This is a genomic window from Micropruina sp., assembly GCF_047606665.1.
Classification (GTDB): domain Bacteria; phylum Actinomycetota; class Actinomycetes; order Propionibacteriales; family Propionibacteriaceae; genus Micropruina.
In genome coordinates this window covers 1-19,904 of the sequence record NZ_JASGEF010000072.1, presented here as the reverse complement: position 1 = coordinate 19,904, position 19,904 = coordinate 1, and the positions used below count along the sequence as shown (strand labels likewise).

Genomic DNA, 19,904 nt, shown 5'->3' with positions numbered 1-19,904 from the left:
TTCCTGTCGGCCGCCTGCGGCGGCGCGACCCTGGAAGAGCCGCTGTCGCAGGTGCTGATCGGCTGGGGGGTGCACGAGAACGTCGCCGGACCGCTCTCCCTGGTGGCGATCACGGTGATCATCTCCTACTTCTCGATCGTGATCGGCGAGCTCACCGCGAAACGGCTGGCGATGCAGAGCGCGGAGAACTTCGCGATGGGGTTGGCCCCGCTGGTGAACGCGATCGCGACCATCACCCGTCCGGTGATCTGGTTCCTGGGGGTCTCCACCAACGCGCTGGTCCGGGTGCTGGGCGGCGACCCGAAGGCGTCCCGTGAAGAGGTCACCGACGAAGAGCTGCGGGCCATGGTGACGTCGTCGTCCACTCTGGGCGACGAGGAGCGGCAGATCGTCGACGAGGTGTTCGCCGCCGGCCAGGTCAGTTTGCGCGAGGCGATGGTGCCCCGCACCGAGGTCGACTTCCTGTCCGGCGATGTGCCTGCCCACAAGGCGATTCGCGCCTTTCAGGGGCATCCGCACAGCCGCTACCCGGTGATCGGCGAGGACGTCGACGACGTGCTCGGCTTCGTCCACGTCCGTGACCTGTTCGACCTCGACCCGGCGGCCCGCAACGCCCCGGTGAGCCAGCTGGTCCGGCCGGTGGTGTCGCTGCCGCACACCATGAAGATGCTCCGGGCGCTCTCTGAGATGCGCGCGGCGAACGCCCACCTGGTCATCGTCCGGGACGAGTACGGTGGCACCGCCGGCATCGTCACCATGGAGGACCTGGTCGAAGAGCTGGTCGGCGACATCTCCGACGAGTTCGACGGGCCCGCCGAGGACTCCGATTCGCCGTCCGGCGCCGATGTGGACGGCCTGGAGACCCTCGAAGAGTTCGGCGAAGACCACGGCTACGTGCTGCCCGAGGGGCCCTACGACACCGTCGCCGGCTTCGTGATGGCGCACCTGGGGCACCTGCCCGAACTGGGCGACGTCATCGAGGTGACACTCGATCCGGTCGGGGCGTCCGAGGCCGGCCCGGAGCGTTTCGAATTCACCGTTTCCGAACTCGACGGACGCCGCGCCGCCCGACTCCGGCTGCGTCGGCTGGGCACCGTGACCGTGGCTGAGTAGCCTACCTCAAACGCGTCCGGACAAGGAGGTGGGCGGTGCCCGAGCAGGATCCGGACGGTTCCCGGCTGTTGACCTCGCCCGAGGTCGGCGAGTTGCTGCGCGCCGCGGTCGCGCATGCCGGGGGGACGCTGCTCAACTGGGCCCTCGATCATGTCGACGCCAACCCGCGGCAGTCGACGACCGCGACCTTCTCGGCGTCCGTGGCGTGGCCCTACGGGGAACGGGACGAGCTGCTCGGGGTGAGCGCCCGTGCCGGGGGACTCGCGCCGTCCGACAGCCGGGCTGAGATCTTCGCCGACGGCGACCGGGAAGTGGCCGTCTGGATCTACCCCAACGACCCCGACCTGCCCGGACTGGCCCGCGCCGCCTACACCGAGCGGATGGCCGAGATCCTCACCGAGCACGACGTGCTGGGGCGTGCGGTGGCCGCGCCCGAGGTGCGGCTGCGGATGATCGGCTACCGGCCGCGGCGCCGGGCCGTGCTGCGGATCGAGGTGGCCGGGTCGTCCGAAGCGCAGCCGACGACGCTGTACTGCAAGGTGCTCCGCGAGCGGGTCTTCCGCGACGTCGTCCGGCGGCACGAAGTGCTGCTGGCGGCCGGCGTCCCGGCGCCCCAGGTGGCCGCCACGACGTCCGACGCGTTGCTGCTGCTGCGCAACCTGCCCGGACGGCCGCTGGCCAAGGCCGTCTTCGACACCGACGACCCGTGCACCGCCGAACAGCTGATCCATCTGCTCGACGCGATGCCGATGAGCGTGACCCAGCTGGACCGCCGGCCGCCCTGGTCGGACGCCGTCGAGCACTACGCCCAGATGGTGGCCGCCGCGGTGCCGGCGGCGACCGACAAGCTCGCCTGGCTGACCGAGCAGATCATCGCCGGGCTGGGCTCGATCCCGCTCGGCAACGAGCCCACCCACGGCGACTTCCATGAGGGTCAGGTGCATGTGGCCGGCGGCCGGATCGTCGGCGTCCTGGACGTGGACACGGTCGGCCCCGGACGCCGCGCGGACGATCTGGCCTGCCTGATCGCGCACCTGTCCACCATTCAACGGATGAGTCCCGCGCAGGAGGCCCGGCTGCACCGGCTGATCCGGGCCTGGGTGCCGGTGTTCGACACCCGGGTCGACCCGACCGAACTGCGGCTGCGGGCCGCCGCGGTGATCATCTCGCTGGCCACCGGCCCGTTCCGCGGGCAGGAACCCGACTGGGAATGGGAGACGCTGCGGATGATCGCGTCGGCCGAGGCGCTGGTGCGCCAGGTCAGCTGACGGCATTTCGCACCACGAGACCGTGTGGCTCGACACCCGGGCCTTTCTGCAGGCCTATCGCCACGATCGAGGAACGAGTACTACGCTCCGTAGTATGACCGAATTGACCCTGGCCGGCGACTTCGTCGCGCCGAGCCGCCAGGACTGGGAGGCTGAGGTGCTGCGGGTGCTCAACCGGCGCCGTCCCGAGGGCAAGGAACTCTCCATCGAGCAGGCGATGAAGCGGCTCACCACGACGACCGTGGACGGCCTCGTCATCGACCCGCTCTACACCCGTGACGACCGCGATCTCGGCCATCCTGGGGTGACGCCGTTCACCCGCGGCACCTCGCTGCGCACCGGGAGCATCCATGCCTGGGACATCACCCAGCTGCACGAGGACCCGGACGTCGGCTTCAGCAACGCGGCGGTGCTGGCCGACCTGGCTCGCGGCGCCGCCTCGCTGTGGCTGCGGGTCGATCCGGACGCCATCGCGGCCGCCGACGTCGCCGGCGTCCTGGCCGGGGTGTTGCCCGAGCTGGCCCCGCTGCGGGTGAGCAGCCGCACCGATCAGGCCGCCGCGGCGGCGGTGCTGGCCGACTTCTGGCGGGCCAGCGGCAAGGCCGCCGAGGTGGGCGGGTCGCTCGGTCTGGACGCCCTGGGGCACGCCGCGCTGACCGGGGAGGCGCCCGCGTTCGGGCCGCAGCGGGACTGGGTCGGCACGACGCTCGCCGAGTTCCCCAAGGCGCGGGCGATCGCGGTCGACTCCCTGGTCTACGACGACGCCGGGGCGGGGGACGTCGATGTCCTGGCCTTCGCGATCGCCACCGGCGTGGAGTACCTGCGCGACCTGGAGGCGGCTGGCATCGCGCCGGCGGACGCCTTCGGAACCATCGCGTTCCGGGTACCGGCGAACGCCGACCAGTTCATGACCATCGCCCGGCTGCGCGCGCTGCGCCGGCTCTGGGCGCGGGTCGGCGAGGTCAGCGGGGTGCCTGCCGAGCGGCGCGGCGCCGTCCAGCTGGCCGTCGCCTCGTGGCGGATGATCACTCGCGACGATCCGTGGGTGAATCTGCTGCGCGGCACCATCGCGACCTTCGCGGCGTCCGTTGGCGGCGCCGAGTCGATCACCGTGCTGCCGCACGACACCGCATGGGGGCTGCCCACCGACTTCTCCCGCCGGATGGCGCGCAATATTCAGCTGCTGGCCGCCGAGGAGTCGAATCTGGGCCGGGTCGCCGACCCGGCCGGCGGCTCCTGGTACGTCGAAAGCCTCACCGATCAGCTGGCCGGACGGGCCTGGGCCCGGTTCGGCGAGATCGAGGCGGCCGGCGGCATGGCCGCGGCGCTGGCCGACGGACGGGTGGCCGAGTGGATCGACGCCACTGTCGCCGCGCGCGGCGTCCGGCTGGCCAACCGGCGGCAGCCGATCACCGGGGTGTCGATGTTCCCCGGTGTCAACGAGCAGCCGTTGGACGTCCGGCCGCGGCCGGCGCGTCCGGTGTTCGGCGGGCTGACGCCTCGCCGGGACAGCGAGGTGTTCGAGGCACTGCGCGACCGGGTCGCCGCCGCGGATCCCACGCCGCAGGTGTTCCTGGCCTGCCTGGGCGCCCGGCGCGACTTCGGGCCGCGCGAGCAATTCACTGCCAATGTGTTGCAGGTCGCCGGCGTCGGGCACCCGTCCAGCGAGGGCGGGACGGCGTCCGAGATCGTCGCGCAGGTGACGGCCGCCGAGGCGCGCATTGTGATCCTGTGTTCGTCGGCACGGGTGTATGCGGCGCAGGCAGTCGAGGTCGCCGCCGCATTGAAGGACGCCGGGGTGGCCACCGTGCTGATCGCCGGACACCGCACCGAAACCGGCGCCGACAACGCCGCCGAGGTCATCGACGGAGAGATCTTCGACGGCATGGACGTCGCCGGCTTCCTGGCCGGCATCCTGGACGAGTTGGGAGTGGACCGGTGAGCATTCCGCGTTTCGACACGATCGAGCTGGGCGACGCGCAGTCCCCGGCGGATTCCGCGCAACAATGGGAGACGCTGATCGATCAGGAGCCCTCGTACAGCAAATGCTGGCAGACCCCCGAGAGCATTCTGGTGCCGCCGGTCTATGACTCGACGGCGTATGATGGTCTGGATTTTCTGACCACCTACCCGGGCATTCCGCCGTTCCTACGTGGACCGTACGCCACCATGTATGTGAATCAGCCGTGGACGATCCGGCAATACGCCGGATTTTCCACCGCGGAGGAGTCCAACGCGTTCTATCGGCGCAATCTGGCGGCCGGCCAGAAGGGCCTGTCGATCGCATTCGACCTGGCCACCCACCGCGGCTACGACTCCGACCATCCGCGGGTCACCGGTGACGTGGGAATGGCTGGCGTCGCGGTCGATTCGATCCTGGACATGCGGCAGTTGTTCGCTGGTATTCCGCTCGACCAGATGAGCGTGTCGATGACGATGAACGGCGCGGTGCTGCCGGTGCTGGCGCTCTACGTGGTGGCCGCCGAGGAGCAGGGTGTGCAGCCGGCGCAACTGGCGGGGACCATCCAGAACGACATTCTCAAGGAGTTCATGGTCCGCAACACCTACATCTATCCGCCGGCGCCGTCGATGCGGATCATCTCCGACATCTTCGCGTTCACCTCGGCGAACATGCCCAAATTCAACTCGATCTCGATCTCCGGCTACCACATGCAGGAGGCCGGGGCGACCGCTGACATCGAGATGGCCTATACGCTGGCCGACGGCGTCGAATACATTCGGGCCGGTGAATCCGTCGGCTTGAAGGTCGACCAGTTCGCGCCGCGATTGTCGTTCTTCTGGGCGGTCGGGATGAACTTCTTCATGGAGGTCGCCAAATTCAGGGCCGCCCGGATGCTGTGGGCGAAGCTGGTCCGCGATTTCGGCCCAAAGAATCCCAAGTCGATGTCACTGCGGACGCATTCACAGACGTCCGGCTGGTCGCTGACCGCCCAGGACGTGTTCAACAACGTCGCCCGCACCTGCCTGGAGGCGATGGCGGCTACCCAGGGCCACACCCAGTCGCTGCACACCAACGCGCTGGACGAGGCGATCGCGTTGCCGACCGACTTTTCGGCCCGGATCGCCCGCAACACCCAGCTGTTCATTCAGCAGGAGTCGGGCACGTGCCGGGTGGTCGACCCGTGGGCCGGCTCGGCCTACGTGGAGCGGCTCACCTACGACTTGGCGAAGAAGGCCTGGGGTTTGATCCAAGAGGTGGAGGCCGCCGGTGGCATGGCGAAGGCGATCGAGGCCGGCATCCCCAAGATGCGCATCGAAGAGGCCGCCGCCCGCACGCAGGCCCGGATCGATTCCGGACGCCAGCCGCTGATCGGCGTCAACAAATACCTTGTCGAGAACGATGAGCCGCCCGAGGTGTTGAAGATCGACAACAAATCGGTGCGTGCCGAGCAGCTCGCCAAGCTGGATCGGCTGCGGGCCGAGCGTGATCCCGAGGCCGTCCAGGCGGCGCTGGGCCGGCTCACCTGGGCGGCGGCCAACCCGGATCCGAGCGACCCGGACCGCAATCTGCTGAAGCTGAGCATCGACGCGGCCCGCGCGCAGGCGTCCGTCGGTGAGATCTCCAGCGCGCTGGAGTCGCGGTTCGGCCGGTTCACCGCGCAGATCCGTACCATCAGTGGCGTGTATCGCAGCGAGACCGGGGAATCCCGAGGGGTCGAGGAGGTCCGGCAGCTGGTTGCCGAGTTCGAGAAGGTCGAGGGCCGGCGTCCGCGCATCCTGGTCGCCAAGATGGGCCAGGACGGCCACGACCGCGGCCAGAAGGTGATCTCCACCGCCTTCGCCGACCTCGGCTTCGACGTCGATGTCGGTCCGCTGTTCCAGACCCCCGGTGAGGTGGCCCGGCAGGCGGTGGAGGCCGACGTCCATGTCGTCGGCGTCTCGTCGCTGGCCGCCGGTCACCTGACTCTGGTGCCCGCGCTGCGCACCGAGCTGGACGCCCTGGGCCGCGACGACATGATGATCGTGGTCGGCGGCGTCATCCCGGCCCAGGACTTCGACGAGCTGCGGGCCGCCGGCGCCGACGCGATCTACCCGCCCGGCACGGTGATCCCGGTGGCCGCCGTCGAGTTGCTGCACAAGCTGCTGGACCGCCTCGATGAGGACTGACGTGCCGGTGGGGACGGTTCTTCGACGTTCGAAATTCGAACGTCGAAGAACCGTCCCCAAGATGCGAAAGTCGAACGCTCGAGAACCGTCCCCCAGGTGCGAGAGGTGACGAGATGCGCAGGTTGAGTCCCGAGGAGTTGGCCGGGCGGGTCCGGGAGGGGTCGCGGTCGCATATCGCGCGGTCGATCACCTTGTTGGAGTCGTCGCGTCCAGACCATCGGGAGCGGGCCAAGGAGTTGCTGCGGCTGCTCGCACCGCACAGCGGACGGTCGGTGCGGGTCGGCATCAGCGGCGTGCCCGGTGCGGGCAAATCGACCTTCATCGACGCGCTCGGCGTCCGGCTGATCGACGACGGGCACCGGATCGCGGTGCTGGCCGTCGATCCGTCGTCATCGCGGACCGGTGGGTCGATCCTTGGCGATCGGACGCGGATGGCAGCGCTCGCGGCGTCCGACAGTGCCTACGTGCGGCCGTCGCCGTCCGGTGGGCATCTGGGTGGCGTGGCGAGGGCGACACGGGAGTCGATGATCGTGATGGAGGCCGCCGGCTTCGACGTGGTGCTGGTCGAGACCGTCGGGGTGGGGCAGTCCGAGGTGGCTGTCGCCGGCATGGTGGACACCTTCCTGCTGATCGCGCTGGCACGGGCCGGCGACCAGTTGCAGGGCATCAAGCGCGGCATCCTCGAGATGGCCGATGTGATCGCGGTCAACAAGGCCGACGGCGACCACGAGGGCGAAGCACGGGTGACGGCGCGCGAGCTGACCATCGCGATGAAGCTGATCAGTTCCGATCCGCACGCCCGCCGTCCGCCGGTGCTGACCAGTTCGGCGCTCACCGGCAAGGGCCTGGACGAGGTGTGGCAGGCCGTCCTCGACCATCGTGCCTATCTGGAGTCGAACGGCGGGCTGGAGCCGAGACGGGCCCGGCAGCAGATCGAGTGGCTGTGGTCGCTGGTCGAGGGCGAGGTGCTGGACGGCGTCCGCTCGTCGCCGCGGGTACGGGCCGCGCGCGACGGCATCGAGGCCGCCATCGCCGGCAACGAGCTCTCGGCGCTGGAGGGCGCCGAGGAATTCGTCCGGGCGTTCGTCGCCGACGTCCCGGTGCTCTGGCCGGACGCCGGACGCTGACATGGCACGGTTCCTTACCGACGGCAGCATCCTCACCTGGACCGGTGACGGCGAGACGATCCGGGTCGAGCCCTGGGGAGCGAACAGCCTCCGCGTCCGCGCGGCCCTTTCCGGCGAGATCGCCGACACCGACTGGGCGCTGCTGCCGGCGGACGCCGACGCTTCCGGCGTCGCGGTCGACGTCCAAGACGATACGGCGACCATTCGCAATGGGGGCATTGTCGCGATCCTTCGCGCTCGCAGTTTCGACGACGAGGGTGTGGGTTATCTGCGGCACACCTGTTCGATCGAATACCGCGACGGCGAGGGAAAGCTGCTGCTTCGCGAACTGGGGGACGGCGGCGCCCTGAAGTTGAGAGCCCGGCATTACGATCCGCGTCCCAGCGGCCCGTACCGGCTCACCGCGGCGTTCGAGGCGTCGCCGGGGGAGAAGCTCTACGGAATGGGGCAATACCAGCAGGACATTCTCGACATCAAGGGCTGCACCTTCGAGCTCGCGCACCGCAATTCCCAGGCGTCGGTTCCGTTCCTGATGTCGAACCTCGGCTACGGATTTCTCTGGCACAACCCGGCGGTGGGCCGGGCCACTTTCGGACGCAACCGCACCGAATGGGTGGCCGAGTCGACCCAGCAGCTCGACTACTGGATCACCGCCGGGAGCACCCCGCACGCGATCGTGAGTGCCTATGCGGATGTCACCGGGCACGTTCCGATGATGCCCGAATATGGCCTTGGCTACTGGCAATGCAAGCTCCGCTACTGGAACCAGGACCAGGTCCTCGATGTGGCCCGCGAGCACCAGCGGCGCGGCATTCCGCTGGACGTCCTGGTGATCGACTTCTTCCATTGGCCGACGATGGGCGACTACCGCTTCGAGGACGAGTTCTGGCCCGACCCGGCCGCGATGGCGAAAGAACTCGGCGAGCTGGGCGTGACGCTGATGGTGTCGGTATGGCCGCAGGTGTCGGTCGACTCGGAGAACTTCGAGGAGTTCAGCGGACGCAATTGCCTGGTCCGTTCCGAGCGCGGCAGCGCGATCCAGATGAGCTATCAGGGCCCGAGCATGTTCCTGGACGTCACCCATCCGGACGCCCGGCAGCGGCTCTGGGAGTTGTGCCGGCAGAACTACTGGGACCAGGGCGTCCGGGCGTTCTGGCTCGACGTCGCCGAACCCGAATTCGGCCTGTACGACTTCGAGCAGTACCGCTATCACACCGGCCCGGTGCTCCAGGTGGGGAACCTCTACCCGCAGCTGTACTCCCGCACGTTCTACGAAGGAATGCGGTCGGCCGGGCAGGACGAGGTGGTGAACCTGGTGCGCTGTGCCTGGGCCGGCAGCCAGCGTTACGGCGCGCTGGTCTGGTCGGGAGACATCCATTCCACCTTCGACGATCTGCGTGCACAGGTGGTCGCCGGCATCCACATGGGCATCGCCGGAATCCCCTGGTTCACCACCGACATCGGCGGCTTCCACGGCGGCGACGTCCGCGACCCGGAATTCCACGAGCTGCTGCTGCGCTGGTTCCAGTTCGGCGTCTTCAGCCCGGTCATGCGAATGCACGGACACCGGCAGCCGTTCGAGCAGATCCAGGCCTCGGACGGCACCGCGCGCCTCGCCTCGGGGGCCCCGAACGAACTATGGAGTTACGGGGCGGAGTTGGGCGAGACGCTCGCCGGCTACGTCCGGATGCGCGAGGCGCTGCGGCCCTATACGCGCAGCCTGATGCGGGACGCCCACACCGACGGACAACCCGTGCTCAGGGGCCTGTTCCACGAGTTCCCCGACGACCCGCGGACCTGGGACGTCGCCGACCAGTTCCTGTTCGGCCCCGATCTACTGGTCGCGCCCGTCCTGGACGCCGGCGCGCGAGCCCGCTCGGTGTATCTCCCGCGAGGTGCCAGCTGGACGAACGTGTGGACCGGGGAGGTTCACCAAGGCGGCCAGGAGATCGCGGTGGACGCGCCGATGGACGTCATTCCGGTGTTCGCCCGCGACGCAGGTGGGCAGGAACTGCGCACTTACCTGACATCGCGGGCGCCGAGCACTGCCTCAATGATCGCGTCGGCGTCCGCCTCGCCGCTGAAGTAGGCGAGCGAGACGTGCGGTGGGAACCATCCCGACGCGTCAACGCCGACGATCTCGGCGACGGCCGACTCCTGCCGGCGTCAACTCGCCGATCCTGCGGAATGGCGTTGAGCGCCAGCGCATGTCGCAGCGCCTCGGCATGCAAGCCGGGGCGTCATCGAAGGTGAGACGGATGGTCAGGAACCGTGCTCCCGGTCCCATCCCGGACGCCACCACCAGTGGTCGCAGGTCCGATCGAAATCCAGCCTGCGCAACTCCACGAGCGCTACCGTAGCGAATCTTCTGCCCTAGGATTCCGGTCCATGCACGACGTACTCGCCGAACTCTATCCGCCGTTGGGGCTCGCGGTGACGGCCGGCGATCTGACGCTGCGGCTGCTTCGCGATTCGGACCTGCCGGCCTATGCCGAACTCATCTCGTCGCGGTTGTTCGCCGACAAGGACGCGCCATACGTGTTTGCCTGGTGGGATCGAGATCCTGAGGCTCGACGGCTCGACTCGTTGCAGTTCGTCTGGACGCAGCGGGCGCGGATCAGACCTGAGGAATGGAAGCTCCAGTTCGGGGTATTCGAGGGGGATCGGCTCGTCGGTTTCCAGGATCTCGACGCCAGGGATTTTGAGAATCGCCGGGTGGTGAGCTCCGGGTCGTATCTACGTCTCGACGTCCAAGGCCGCGGCATCGGCACTCTGATGCGACAGATGATCCTCGTCCTGGCCTTCGACCATCTCGGCGCCTTGCGTGCGGAGTCCAGCGCCGGCGTGGACAACAAGGCATCCCTGGCCGTCTCCCGGCATTGCGGCTACCGGTTGGACGGCACTCAGGTGGAGATGAACGGCGCTCAGCGCATTGAGTTGCAGCGCGTCGCGGTGACGCCGCGGGAATTCGTCCGTCCGACGGCGACGGTCGTTGTGAGCGGGCTGACGCCGGATCTTTGTCGGCAACTGGCAGTGGAGACAGCCTGATGACTACATCCGAGTGTGATGTGATTCAGCCGGGCACCGACGGCGCACTCTGATATCGACACCAGAGTGATGGGGGCGCACCGAGCTGCGCAGGCGTGGTGCGGTCGTTCGGGGTCGCCGTCTGCACCACTGTGGTGTCGATATCGGACTCTTGCCGAGTATCCCGACTCAGTGCTGGTGGCCGGAACCCGTCCGGCGGCGTTCACAGCGAGTGGCTCGACGTCGATCGTGGTCGGAGCGCTCACGGGCCGGTCTCCACCAGCCGGCCCTTCTCGATCGGCATGGCGACGCCGTGGTGCGCCAGGAACGGGCTGAGCGTGCGGATCGTCGCGGACGCCGGACGCCTTGCCGAGGTCGGAGTTCTTCAGCAGTTGGACGGTGCCCGTGCCGTCGTCGAAGATCGCGGTGGTGCTGCCGTGTGAGACCACGTGGCTGGGCTTGGCGGCGTTGATCCGCAGCGGGTTGAGATGCGGAGTGCCGCGCAGATCGCCGATCTGCACCAGGGCAGCGGAGCCCTCGATATAGTGCCAGCTGGGTCAGGCGATCAGGATCCGCACCGGTTCGGCTACGTCGCGGCGCTCGTCCAGTGCCGTCCAGGCGGCATGCACGATCTCGACCGCCGCCAGCAGGTCGTCGGCGGACCGGGTGTAGGGCAGCCGGACGAACGATGCCAGCCCGCCCTCGGGCGCGAACACCGAGCCGGGCGTGATCACCAGGCCACGCCGCTCGCATTCGACGGCCAGCGCGGCGGCGACCGGCCGGGGGAGCCGGCACCACAGCGACAGTCCGCCGCCCGGCAGCCGGAACCGCCAGTCCGGCAGTCGAGCCGCGAGCGCGCCGGCCAGGACGTCCCGCTGCTGCCGCAGCCGCCGGCGCTGCTGGGTCGCGTCGGCGTCCGGGCCGGTGAGCAGTTCGGCCAGCACCAGTTGCTCCAGGATCGGTGCGCCCAGATCGAGCCCCAGCCGGGCCTGGGTGAACCGGGCCTGCTGGCCGTCCGGCACCCGCAGCCAGCCGACCCGCAGGCCACCCCAGAACGCCTTGGACGACCCGCCGATGGTGATCGCCGACGGACTGTGTGCCGCCAGCGGCAGCGGGATCGGGCCGTCGTCGAGGCGCAGTTCGGCGTGGCTCTCGTCGACGATCGCGGTGGTCCGGGTGCGGGTCAGTGCCGCCCCGAGCCGGGCGCGCCCGGCGTCGTCCATCATCAACCCGGTCGGATTCTGGTAGTCGGGGATCAGATAGGCCGCCCGCGGCGCCGCCTGCCGCAGGGTGGCCTGCACGGCGTCCAGATCCCAGCCGTCCGGATCGACCGGGACGGCCACCACACGGGCCCCGGCCCGGCGCAACGAGGTCACCGCGTTCGGATACACCGGGGACTCCACCAGCGTCCGGTCGCCCGGCGCCAGTAGTGCGTGCGCGGCGGCGGCGATGGCGGCGATCGCGCCGGACGTCACCAGCACCTGATCGGACGTGGTCGGCAGCCCACGGTGCCGGTATCGGGCGGCGATCGCCTCGCGCAGCTCCGGCAGCCCCAGCGGAAAGTAGCCGTGGCCGGTGAGATAGGCCGGCAGGGCGGCGACCGCGGCCGCATAGGCGCTGGCCAGGCCCGGTACGGACGCCGGCGCGGCGCAGCTCAGGTCGATCGCCGCCGCCCGGTCGGGCTGGGGCAGCAGAGCCCGGTCGTGCCCTCGCGCGTGTCCGCCGGGGACCTGCGTCCAGGTGCCGGAGCCCTGCCTGGCTACTGCATAGCCGGCCTCGCGGAGGGTGCCATAGGCCCTGGTCACCGTCGTCCGGGAGAGCCCGAGCGCCGCCGCCAGATCGCGTTCGCTGGGCAGCGCTGACCGAGCGGCAGCAGGCCGTCGGCGATCAGGGACGCCAACCGGGTCGCCAGCCCGCTGAACGCCGGAGCCGGGACACGACCGATCAGGGTGGCCAGCCGGCCGACGGGAATCGTGCCACTCACCAGGCCACCGTGTCACGATTGGCTCTTTCAAACAAGGCCATTGGGTCATCAGGATGTGTCCGTGAGCACGAGTCGTCCGATCGAGATCTCCAACCTCGGCCCGGTGGGCCAGGTGCGCACCGGACGGCTGCCGCGCCGCGTGGTGCAGCTGCTGATCGGGCTGGTGCTGTTCGGCTTCTCGATCGCGCTGATGATCCGCGGTAACCTCGGGGTGGCGCCCTGGGACGTGCTTAGCGTCGGCCTGACCCATTGGCTGCCGCTCAGCTTCGGTCAGATCACCATCGCGCTCAGCTTCGTCATCCTGCTGCTCTGGGTGCCGGTCGGCGAGCGGCCCGGCGTCGGCACCCTGGCCAACGCGATCGTCATCGGCCTGTCCGTGGACGCCTCTCTGGCCTGGCTGCCGACCCCGCAGGACTGGGCGCCGCGGATCGCGTTGATGCTGGCCGGCGTGGTGCTGAACGGCATCGCCGGCGCGGTCTACATCGGCGCCCAGCTGGGGCGTGGTCCGCGGGACGGGCTGATGACCGGCCTGGCCCGGCGCACCGGACGCAGCCTGCGGCTGGTCCGCTCACTGATCGAGGTCGTGGTGCTCGCGATCGGCCTGGCGTTGGGCGGCACCGCCGGCCTCGGCACCCTGATGTTCGCGCTGGCCATCGGGCCGCTCACCCAGTTCTTTCTGCCATGGGCGCTGGTCCCGCAGCGCGCGCCAGCCTCGGGGTATAAGGAAAGGCTCAGCGCTTGGTGATGGACGGCAGTATGCCGTCGAAGGTGAGGGTGTAGCCGAAGCCGTGCGCGACGATGTAGCTGATGCCCAGCACGATGGCGAGCAGCACGACCGAGAACAGCGCGATCGCGAACACCCGCCCCAGCGGGTTGCGGGCGCGATCGGGCAGGTCGCCGTTGGCCCAGGCCAGCGACTTCACGCCGAGGGCGAACAGAATGGGTAGCCCGGCACCGAGCAGCAGCCCGGCGACCAGGATCCGCCAGCCGTCATCGAGGGCAGTGAGCCACATCAGACCCCCACCTCTTCCTTGTTCGGCTTGTTCTTCGGCGCCGGCGCCCAGTCGTCGTTCACGTTGTGATGCCCGATCGGCTCCCGGCGGGAATGCAGCCACATGTAGCCGCCGGCGCCGCACAGCAACAGGAAGACCACGCTGGCGCCCAAGCCGGCCCCGAGCGCGTTGCCGATCAGGAACATGACCGCGCCGACGGCGGCCGCCGACGGCAGCGTGGTCAGCCAGGCGGATGCCATCCGTCCAGCCACCGCCCACCGGACCTTGGCGCCGGGGCGTCCGACCCCCGAACCGAGGATCGAGCCGGTCGCCACGTGGGTGGTGGACAGTGCGAAGCCGAGTTGGCTGGAGGCCAGGATCACCGAGGCGGACGCCATGTCGGCGCTCATGCCCTGCGGCGGCTCGATCTCGACCAGGCCCTTGCCCATGGTGCGGATGATCCGCCAGCCGCCCAGATAGGTGCCGAGCGCGATGGTCACCGCGCAGGCGAGCTTGACCCACAACGGCACCTCGTGGGTGCTGTCCCAGTGACCCGACGCGATCAGCGCCAGGGTGATCACGCCCATCGTCTTCTGGGCGTCGTTGGTGCCATGCGACAGCGACATCAGCGAGGCCGCGCCGACCTGGCCCCAGCGGAACCCCTGCGTCCGGTACTTTTCGGTAAGCCGGGCGGCCACCTTGAAGACCAGACTGGTGCCGACCAGCGCCACGATCATCGCGATCGCCGGCGACATCAATCCCGGCAGGATCACCTTGCCGACCACGCCGTCGACCTTGTCGCCCTCGCCGATCCACTTCACTCCGCTCCAGCCGAGCCCGGCCAGGGTGGCGCCGACAAGGCCGCCGAACAGTGCGTGCGAGGAACTGGACGGCAGGCCCCACAGCCAGGTGGCCAGGTTCCAGATGATCGCCCCGGCCAGTCCCGCCAGCAGGATCAGCAACAGCTTGGTGCCGCCGTCCGCGAGCAGTTCGGGACGAGGCGAACCGTCCGCATTCTGCAGGTTGATCACCGCGTTGGTCACCGTGAGGGCGACCTCGACGGACAGTAACGCACCCACGAGGTTCAGTGATGCGCACAGCACGACCGCAGTCTTGGGGGTCAACGCCTTTGTGGCGATAGACGCAGCCATTGCGTTGGCCGTGTCATGAAATCCGTTCGTGAAGTCGAAGGCCAGGGCCGTGACGACCACGAGCGCCAAGAGTATGAACTCGGGGGACACGTGTTCATCGTAGGGACATTCTCGTCACCGTGGAAACGGTTGCTTGAGACTCTCCTGTAACCCCTTGTTAATCGTGGGTTCGCCAGTCGACCGATGGCTGCTGAGGGCCTCTGGTCGGGGCTGTGGGTGCCGAACCTTTAGGATGCCGACCATGACTTCTCCCATCCTGACCGCGGTGGCTTGGCCGTATGCCAACGGCCCGCGGCACATCGGCCACGTCTCCGGCTTCGGCGTCCCCTCGGACGTCTTCTCGCGCTACATGCGGATGGCCGGCCACGACGTGCTGATGGTCTCGGGAACCGACGAGCACGGCACCGCGATCCAGGTGCAGGCCGACCGGGAAGGGCTCACCCCGCGGCAGACCGCCGACAAATACCACCGGGTGATCGCCGAGGACCTGGCCGGTCTCGGCTGCTGCTACGACCTGTACACCCGCACCACCACGCTCAACCACCGCGCCGTCGTCCAGGAACTGTTCCGGGCGCTGCACGCCAACGGCTACGTGGTGGCGCGCCGGCAGCAGGGGGCGATCAGCCCGTCCACCGGACGGACGCTGCCCGACCGCTACATCGAGGGCACCTGCCCGATCTGCGGCTTCGACGGTGCCCGCGGCGACCAGTGCGACAACTGCGGACGCCAGCTCGACCCGATCGACCTGATCGACCCGCGCTCCCGGATCAACGGCGAGACCCCCGAGTTCATCGAGACCGAACACTTCTTCCTCGACCTGCCGGCGGTGGCCGGGGCGCTGCGGGAGTGGCTCGACACCCGCACCGACTGGCGTCCGAACGTGTTGAAGTTCAGCGAGAACCTGCTCGCCGAGCTGCGTCCGCGGGCGATCACCCGCGACCTCGACTGGGGGGTGCCGATTCCGCTGGAGGGCTGGGAGGACGCCGCGATGAAGCGGATCTACGTCTGGTTCGACGCGGTGATCGGCTACCTGTCGGCGTCCATCGAATGGGCCAAGCGGTCGGGCGACCCCGAGGCGTGGCGCCGCTGGTGGCAGAACGACGAGGCCCGCTCGTACTACTTCATGGGCAAGGACAACATCACCTTCCACTCGGTGATCTGGCCCGGCATCCTGCTCGGCGCCAACGGTCAGGGCGACCGCGGCGGGGAGCCGTCGGCGTTCGGGTTGCTCGACCTGCCCACCGAGATCGTCTCCTCGGAATTCCTGACCATGTCGGGCTCGAAGCTGGCGTCCTCGCGCGGACACGTCATCTACGTGCGGGACTTCCTGCGCGACTTCGGCCCGGACGCCCTGCGCTATTTCATCGCCGTCAACGGTCCGGAGAACTCCGACACCGACTTCACTTGGGAGGAGTTCGTCCGGCGGATCAACTTCGAGCTGGCCAACGAGTGGGGCAACCTGGTCAACCGGTCGATCTCGATGGCCCACAGAGGTGTCGGCGCGATCCCTGCCGCGGGCGAGCTGACCGCCGCCGACGAGGCGCTGCTGCAGGCCGCTCGGGACGCCTACGCGGTGGTCGGCGACGCCTGGGGGCGGTGCAAATTCAAGCTGGCCACCACCGAGGCGATGCGGGTGGTCGGCCTGGCCAACAAGTACCTCTCCGATCAGCAGCCCTGGAAGCTGAAGGACGACCCGGCCCGGCGCGACACCGTGCTGCACGTGGCGCTGCAGGTGGTGCAAGACTGCAACACCCTGCTCACCCCGCTGCTGCCGCACGCCGCGCAGCAGGTGTTCGAGGCGCTCGGCGGCGACGGCGTCTGGGCGGCCCAGCCGGAACTGGTCGAGGTGACCGAGCCCGGCGCCGAGGCGTCCTACCCGGTGCTGCGCGGTGACTACGTCAACCAGCAGGCGGTCTGGGAGTCGCGTCCGATCGCGGTCGGGACGCCGCTGGCGAAGCCGACGCCGATCTTCACCAAGCTCGATCCGAAGCTGGCCGAGACCGGTCCGGAATGGGCGCCGATCGGCTGAGCCGGCGTCCCGCTACACGAAGGGGTTCCTGACTTGGACGCAGCTGATCCCGCCGATGCAACTCGTCGCGGGTCCAGGTTGTCTCGCCCATCCGGAGGCCGCTGCTCTGTTGCATCAGGGCGACCTCGTCCGACCAGGTTCGGTCGCAGTCGTCGCTGCCGTCGGCCAGGCCTGAGCGCGTGGACGAGCAGCGCGTTCGTGGGTGGCCGGTGCGGGCTCACAATCGTTCGAGCAGTCCCGCCAGCAGGCTGCGCAGCCGTGGCTGGGCAACCCGGCCGGCCTCGACCACTTCGGCGTGCGACAAGGGGTTGGACGTCGTCCCGGCGGCAGCGTTGGTGACCAGCGAGATGCCCAGGACGTCCAGGCCGGCCTCGCGGGCGGCGATCGCCTCCAAAGCGGTGGACATGCCGACCAGGGTGCCGCCGATCGCCTTCGCCATGCGCACCTCGGCGGGGGTTTCGTAGGAGGGTCCGTGGAATTGGCAGTAGACGCCTTCTTCCAGGCTCGGGTCGACCTGCTGGGCGAGTGCCCGGAGCCGCGGGCTGTAGACCTGGGACAGATCGACGAACCGAGGGCCGACCAGCGGTGTCGCGCCGGTCAGGTTGATGTGGTCGGCGATCAGCACCGGCACGCCCGGCGGGTGGGCGATGCCGCCGCAGCCGTTGGTGAGCAACAGCCTGGACGCGCCGGCGGCGGCCGCCGTCCGCACTCCGTGCACCACCGGGGCGACGCCGCGGCCCTCATAGAGGTGGGTGCGTCCGGTGAAGATCGCCGCCAACGATCCGGACGCCGTCCGCACCAGTCGCATCGCTCCGCCGTGGCCGGCGACCACCGGGGCCGAGAAGCCCGGCAACTCGTCCAGCGGGCATTCGCCGACCGGCTCCCCGAGGCCCTCGGCCGCCTGCGCCCACCCGGATCCGAGCACCAGCGCGACGTCGATCCGGTGGATGCCGAAACGGCTTCGCAAGGCGTCCGCGGCCTGATCGGCGAGGAGGTAGGGATCGTCCATGGCCTGACGATACTGGTCAGTCAGCTGTCTTCTCGTCGTCCTCGGGGTCGATCGGCCGGAGTCCGAAAGTCCGGTGATCGGTGCGGCGCGGCAGCTGGGCGACCAGCCAGATCAGCGCGAAGCCGAGGCCGAGCCAGGTGATCGCCTGCCCGGCCGGCAGCAGCGCGTCGAGACCGGCCACCAGGCCGACGGCCATCCCGGCGACACCCACGACGCAGGCGCCGACGGACACCCCCAGCACGACCTTGGTCGGTCGGCTCAGCTCAGGTAGCCGTCCGGCGAGGTGGACGACAGCCAGGGCCAGCGCGCCCGACAATGGCACCGAGTACAGCTGCAACAGGCGCTGCTGCAGCAGGGTCTGCTCGGGCAGCCCGACCGCGATCATCGCAACGGCCGCCAGCACCAGCAGGCCGCACAGCACGCCAAGGGTCAGCAGCGAACGATCACGGGACACCCGACGAGCGTAGTGCGGCTTCTGTCGTGTCCGGATGCAAGAATGCCGCTCGTGACGGACGTGGTGATCGTCGGCGGCGGCCCCGGCGGCTATGAGGCGGCGTTGGTGGCCAGTCAGCTGGGCGGGCGGGTGACGCTGATCGAACGACGCGGCCTGGGCGGCTCGGCGGTGCTCACCGACGTGGTGCCGTCCAAGACCCTGATCGCGACCGCCGAGGTGATGACCACGCTGCGCGGCGCCCACGAGCTCGGCCTGCGGCTGGACGGGTCGGCCGACCTGGCCAAGGCGTTCCGGGTCGACCTGGCCGCCGTCAACGAGCGGGTGCTGCGGCTCGCCGCCGCCCAGTCCGACGACATCGGCACCCGGCTGCGCGCCGAGGGCGTCCGGCTGATCGAAGGCACCGGACGCCTGGACGGCACCGAATGCGTCATCGCGTCCACCGCCGACGGTGACGAGCGGCTGAAGGCCGACATCATCCTGATCGCCACCGGAACCACGCCGCGCGAACTGCCCGACGCGCGTCCGGACGGCGAACGCATTCTGACCTGGACGCAGCTGTACGGCCTCGATGCGATGCCCGAGCGGCTGATCGTGGTCGGCTCGGGGGTGACCGGCGCCGAGTTCGCCAGCGCCTACAACGCGCTCGGGGCGGACGTTGTGCTGGTCAGTTCCCGCGACCAGGTGCTGCCCGGCGAGGACGCCGACGCCGGCCGCGTCGTCCAGCAGGTGTTCGAGCGCAGCGGCATGGCCATCCTCTCCCGGTCCCGCGCACAGGCGGCGCGGGTGGTCGGCGACGAGGTGGTCGTCGAGCTGGCCGACGGCCGCACCGTCACCGGATCGCACTGCCTGATGGCGGTCGGCTCCACGCCGAACACGGTCGGCATCGGGCTGGAGCAGGCCGGCATCGCTACCGACAGCCGCGGCTACCTCAGCGTCGACCGGGTCTCTCGCACCACCGCCCGCGGCGTCTACGCCGCAGGCGACTGCACCGGGGTGTTCGCGCTGGCGTCCGTCGCCGCGATGCAGGGCCGGATCGCCATGTGGCATTCGCTCGGGGACGCCGTCGGTCCGCTCGATCTGCGCACCGTCGCCGCCAACGTCTTCACCGCGCCCGAGATCGCCACCGTCGGGGTGGGCCAGGCCGAACTGGACGCCGGGCTGGTCAACGCGTTGGCCGTGATGCTGCCGCTGCACACCAATCCGCGAGCCAAGATGCGCGGGATCGCGGACGGCTTCGTGAAGGTGTTCTGCCTGCCCACCACCCGGATCGTGATCGGCGGCGTGGTGGTGGCCCCGATCGCCAGCGAACTCATCGAGGCGCTGTCGCTGGCGGTCCGCGAGAAGCTCACCGTCGACCAGCTGGCCGAGAGCTTCACCGTCTACCCGTCGCTCAGCGGCTCGATCGCCGAAGCGGCCCGCCGGCTGCACGTTCGCTCCACCGACCAGGCCCTGCCGCACTGAACCGCGGACGCCGCGCCCCGGCTCGGCAGACCCGGCTGACTCGAAGAGAAGCCGTGTGAGGGGTCAGGCGGCTTCGGCGGGTTTGAGGGTGACGTTGTAGCCGAGCGCTTCCAACTGTCGGATGGCGTGATTCTTGGATCGTTCCGGGCTTCGTTTCGTGT

At 69.5% G+C, this 19,904-nt stretch carries 16 protein-coding genes; 10 read left to right on the top strand and 6 right to left on the bottom strand.

Annotated features, from left to right (window positions below; all coding sequences use genetic code 11):
• The 7 genes from QM619_RS17260 to QM619_RS17230 all read left to right on the top strand — a co-directional run.
• Window positions 1-1,113: hemolysin family protein (locus QM619_RS17260; protein WP_415111655.1), on the top strand; the 1,113-nt coding region annotated here is incomplete at its 5' end.
• 35 nt (window positions 1,114-1,148) lie between these two features.
• Complete coding sequence (locus QM619_RS17255; RefSeq protein ID WP_415111653.1) at window positions 1,149-2,381, top strand: aminoglycoside phosphotransferase family protein; 1,233 nt, start codon at window positions 1,149-1,151, stop codon at window positions 2,379-2,381.
• 94 nt (window positions 2,382-2,475) lie between these two features.
• Complete coding sequence (locus tag QM619_RS17250) at window positions 2,476-4,323, top strand: methylmalonyl-CoA mutase family protein (protein WP_415111651.1); 1,848 nt, start codon at window positions 2,476-2,478, stop codon at window positions 4,321-4,323.
• Window positions 4,320-6,509, top strand: coding sequence for a methylmalonyl-CoA mutase (scpA, locus tag QM619_RS17245; protein WP_415111649.1), 2,190 nt, complete (start codon window positions 4,320-4,322; stop codon window positions 6,507-6,509). Before QM619_RS17250 ends, scpA begins: the two co-directional genes overlap by 4 nt.
• Window positions 6,510-6,622: 113 nt before the next feature.
• Window positions 6,623-7,636 (top strand): methylmalonyl Co-A mutase-associated GTPase MeaB, encoded by a 1,014-nt coding sequence (gene meaB, locus QM619_RS17240; protein WP_415111647.1) that lies wholly within the window; start codon window positions 6,623-6,625, stop codon window positions 7,634-7,636.
• A gap of 1 nt (window position 7,637) precedes the next feature.
• Entirely contained in the window at window positions 7,638-9,725 is a 2,088-nt protein-coding gene (locus QM619_RS17235) for a TIM-barrel domain-containing protein (RefSeq protein WP_415111645.1), read from the top strand.
• A gap of 215 nt (window positions 9,726-9,940) precedes the next feature.
• Window positions 9,941-10,684: a GNAT family N-acetyltransferase gene (locus tag QM619_RS17230; protein WP_415111643.1), complete on the top strand. Its 744-nt coding sequence runs from the start codon at window positions 9,941-9,943 to the stop codon at window positions 10,682-10,684.
• 536 nt (window positions 10,685-11,220) lie between these two features.
• Here QM619_RS17230 and QM619_RS17225 read toward each other — a convergent pair.
• Together QM619_RS17225 and QM619_RS17220 are read right to left on the bottom strand one after the other, a co-directional pair.
• A complete protein-coding gene (locus tag QM619_RS17225) occupies window positions 11,221-12,468 on the bottom strand; it encodes a PLP-dependent aminotransferase family protein (RefSeq protein ID WP_415111641.1) in 1,248 nt (415 codons plus the stop codon).
• Window positions 12,465-12,647, bottom strand: coding sequence for a hypothetical protein (locus tag QM619_RS17220; RefSeq protein WP_415111638.1), 183 nt, complete (start codon window positions 12,645-12,647; stop codon window positions 12,465-12,467). The genes QM619_RS17225 and QM619_RS17220 overlap by 4 nt, the downstream gene beginning before the upstream one ends.
• 61 nt (window positions 12,648-12,708) lie before the next feature.
• Here QM619_RS17220 and QM619_RS17215 point away from each other — a divergent pair, with 61 nt between their 5' ends.
• A complete protein-coding gene (locus QM619_RS17215; protein ID WP_415111636.1) occupies window positions 12,709-13,392 on the top strand; it encodes a YczE/YyaS/YitT family protein in 684 nt (227 codons plus the stop codon).
• Here QM619_RS17215 and QM619_RS17210 read toward each other — a convergent pair.
• Both QM619_RS17210 and QM619_RS17205 read right to left on the bottom strand, forming a co-directional pair.
• Window positions 13,379-13,660, bottom strand: coding sequence for a hypothetical protein (locus tag QM619_RS17210; RefSeq protein ID WP_415111634.1), 282 nt, complete (start codon window positions 13,658-13,660; stop codon window positions 13,379-13,381). The two genes, QM619_RS17215 and QM619_RS17210, sit on opposite strands and share 14 nt — an antisense overlap.
• Window positions 13,660-14,880, bottom strand: a complete 1,221-nt coding sequence (locus QM619_RS17205; RefSeq protein ID WP_415111632.1) for an inorganic phosphate transporter — start codon at window positions 14,878-14,880, stop codon at window positions 13,660-13,662. Before QM619_RS17205 ends, QM619_RS17210 begins: the two co-directional genes overlap by 1 nt.
• Before the next feature lie 151 nt (window positions 14,881-15,031).
• Between QM619_RS17205 and metG the strand changes: the two genes are divergently transcribed.
• Window positions 15,032-16,819 (top strand): methionine--tRNA ligase, encoded by a 1,788-nt coding sequence (gene metG, locus QM619_RS17200; RefSeq protein WP_415111630.1) that lies wholly within the window; start codon window positions 15,032-15,034, stop codon window positions 16,817-16,819.
• 217 nt (window positions 16,820-17,036) lie between these two features.
• Here the strand turns inward: metG and QM619_RS17195 are convergent, their stop codons facing one another.
• Both QM619_RS17195 and QM619_RS17190 read right to left on the bottom strand, forming a co-directional pair.
• Window positions 17,037-17,828: a purine-nucleoside phosphorylase gene (locus tag QM619_RS17195; protein ID WP_415111628.1), complete on the bottom strand. Its 792-nt coding sequence runs from the start codon at window positions 17,826-17,828 to the stop codon at window positions 17,037-17,039.
• A gap of 16 nt (window positions 17,829-17,844) precedes the next feature.
• Complete coding sequence (locus QM619_RS17190; RefSeq protein ID WP_415111626.1) at window positions 17,845-18,282, bottom strand: hypothetical protein; 438 nt, start codon at window positions 18,280-18,282, stop codon at window positions 17,845-17,847.
• 51 nt (window positions 18,283-18,333) lie between these two features.
• On the opposite strand from QM619_RS17190, the gene QM619_RS17185 reads away from it, so the two are divergent.
• On the top strand, window positions 18,334-19,743 hold the full coding sequence (locus tag QM619_RS17185) for an NAD(P)H-quinone dehydrogenase (RefSeq protein WP_415111657.1): 1,410 nt from the start codon (window positions 18,334-18,336) through the stop codon (window positions 19,741-19,743).
• Window positions 19,744-19,904: the final 161 nt, after the last annotated feature.

What these genes read in the sequence shown, in the direction of transcription:
- meaB (WP_415111647.1), top strand. Translation starts at nt 6,623, where the DNA reads ATGCGCAGGTTGAGTCCCGAGGAGTTGGCCGGGCGGGTCCGGGAGGGG.
- QM619_RS17235 (WP_415111645.1), top strand. Translation starts at nt 7,638, where the DNA reads ATGGCACGGTTCCTTACCGACGGCAGCATCCTCACCTGGACCGGTGAC.
- metG (WP_415111630.1), top strand. Translation starts at nt 15,032, where the DNA reads ATGACTTCTCCCATCCTGACCGCGGTGGCTTGGCCGTATGCCAACGGC.
- QM619_RS17210 (WP_415111634.1), bottom strand. Translation starts at nt 13,660, where the DNA reads ATGTGGCTCACTGCCCTCGATGACGGCTGGCGGATCCTGGTCGCCGGG.
- QM619_RS17195 (WP_415111628.1), bottom strand. Translation starts at nt 17,828, where the DNA reads ATGGACGATCCCTACCTCCTCGCCGATCAGGCCGCGGACGCCTTGCGA.
- QM619_RS17250 (WP_415111651.1), top strand. Translation starts at nt 2,476, where the DNA reads ATGACCGAATTGACCCTGGCCGGCGACTTCGTCGCGCCGAGCCGCCAG.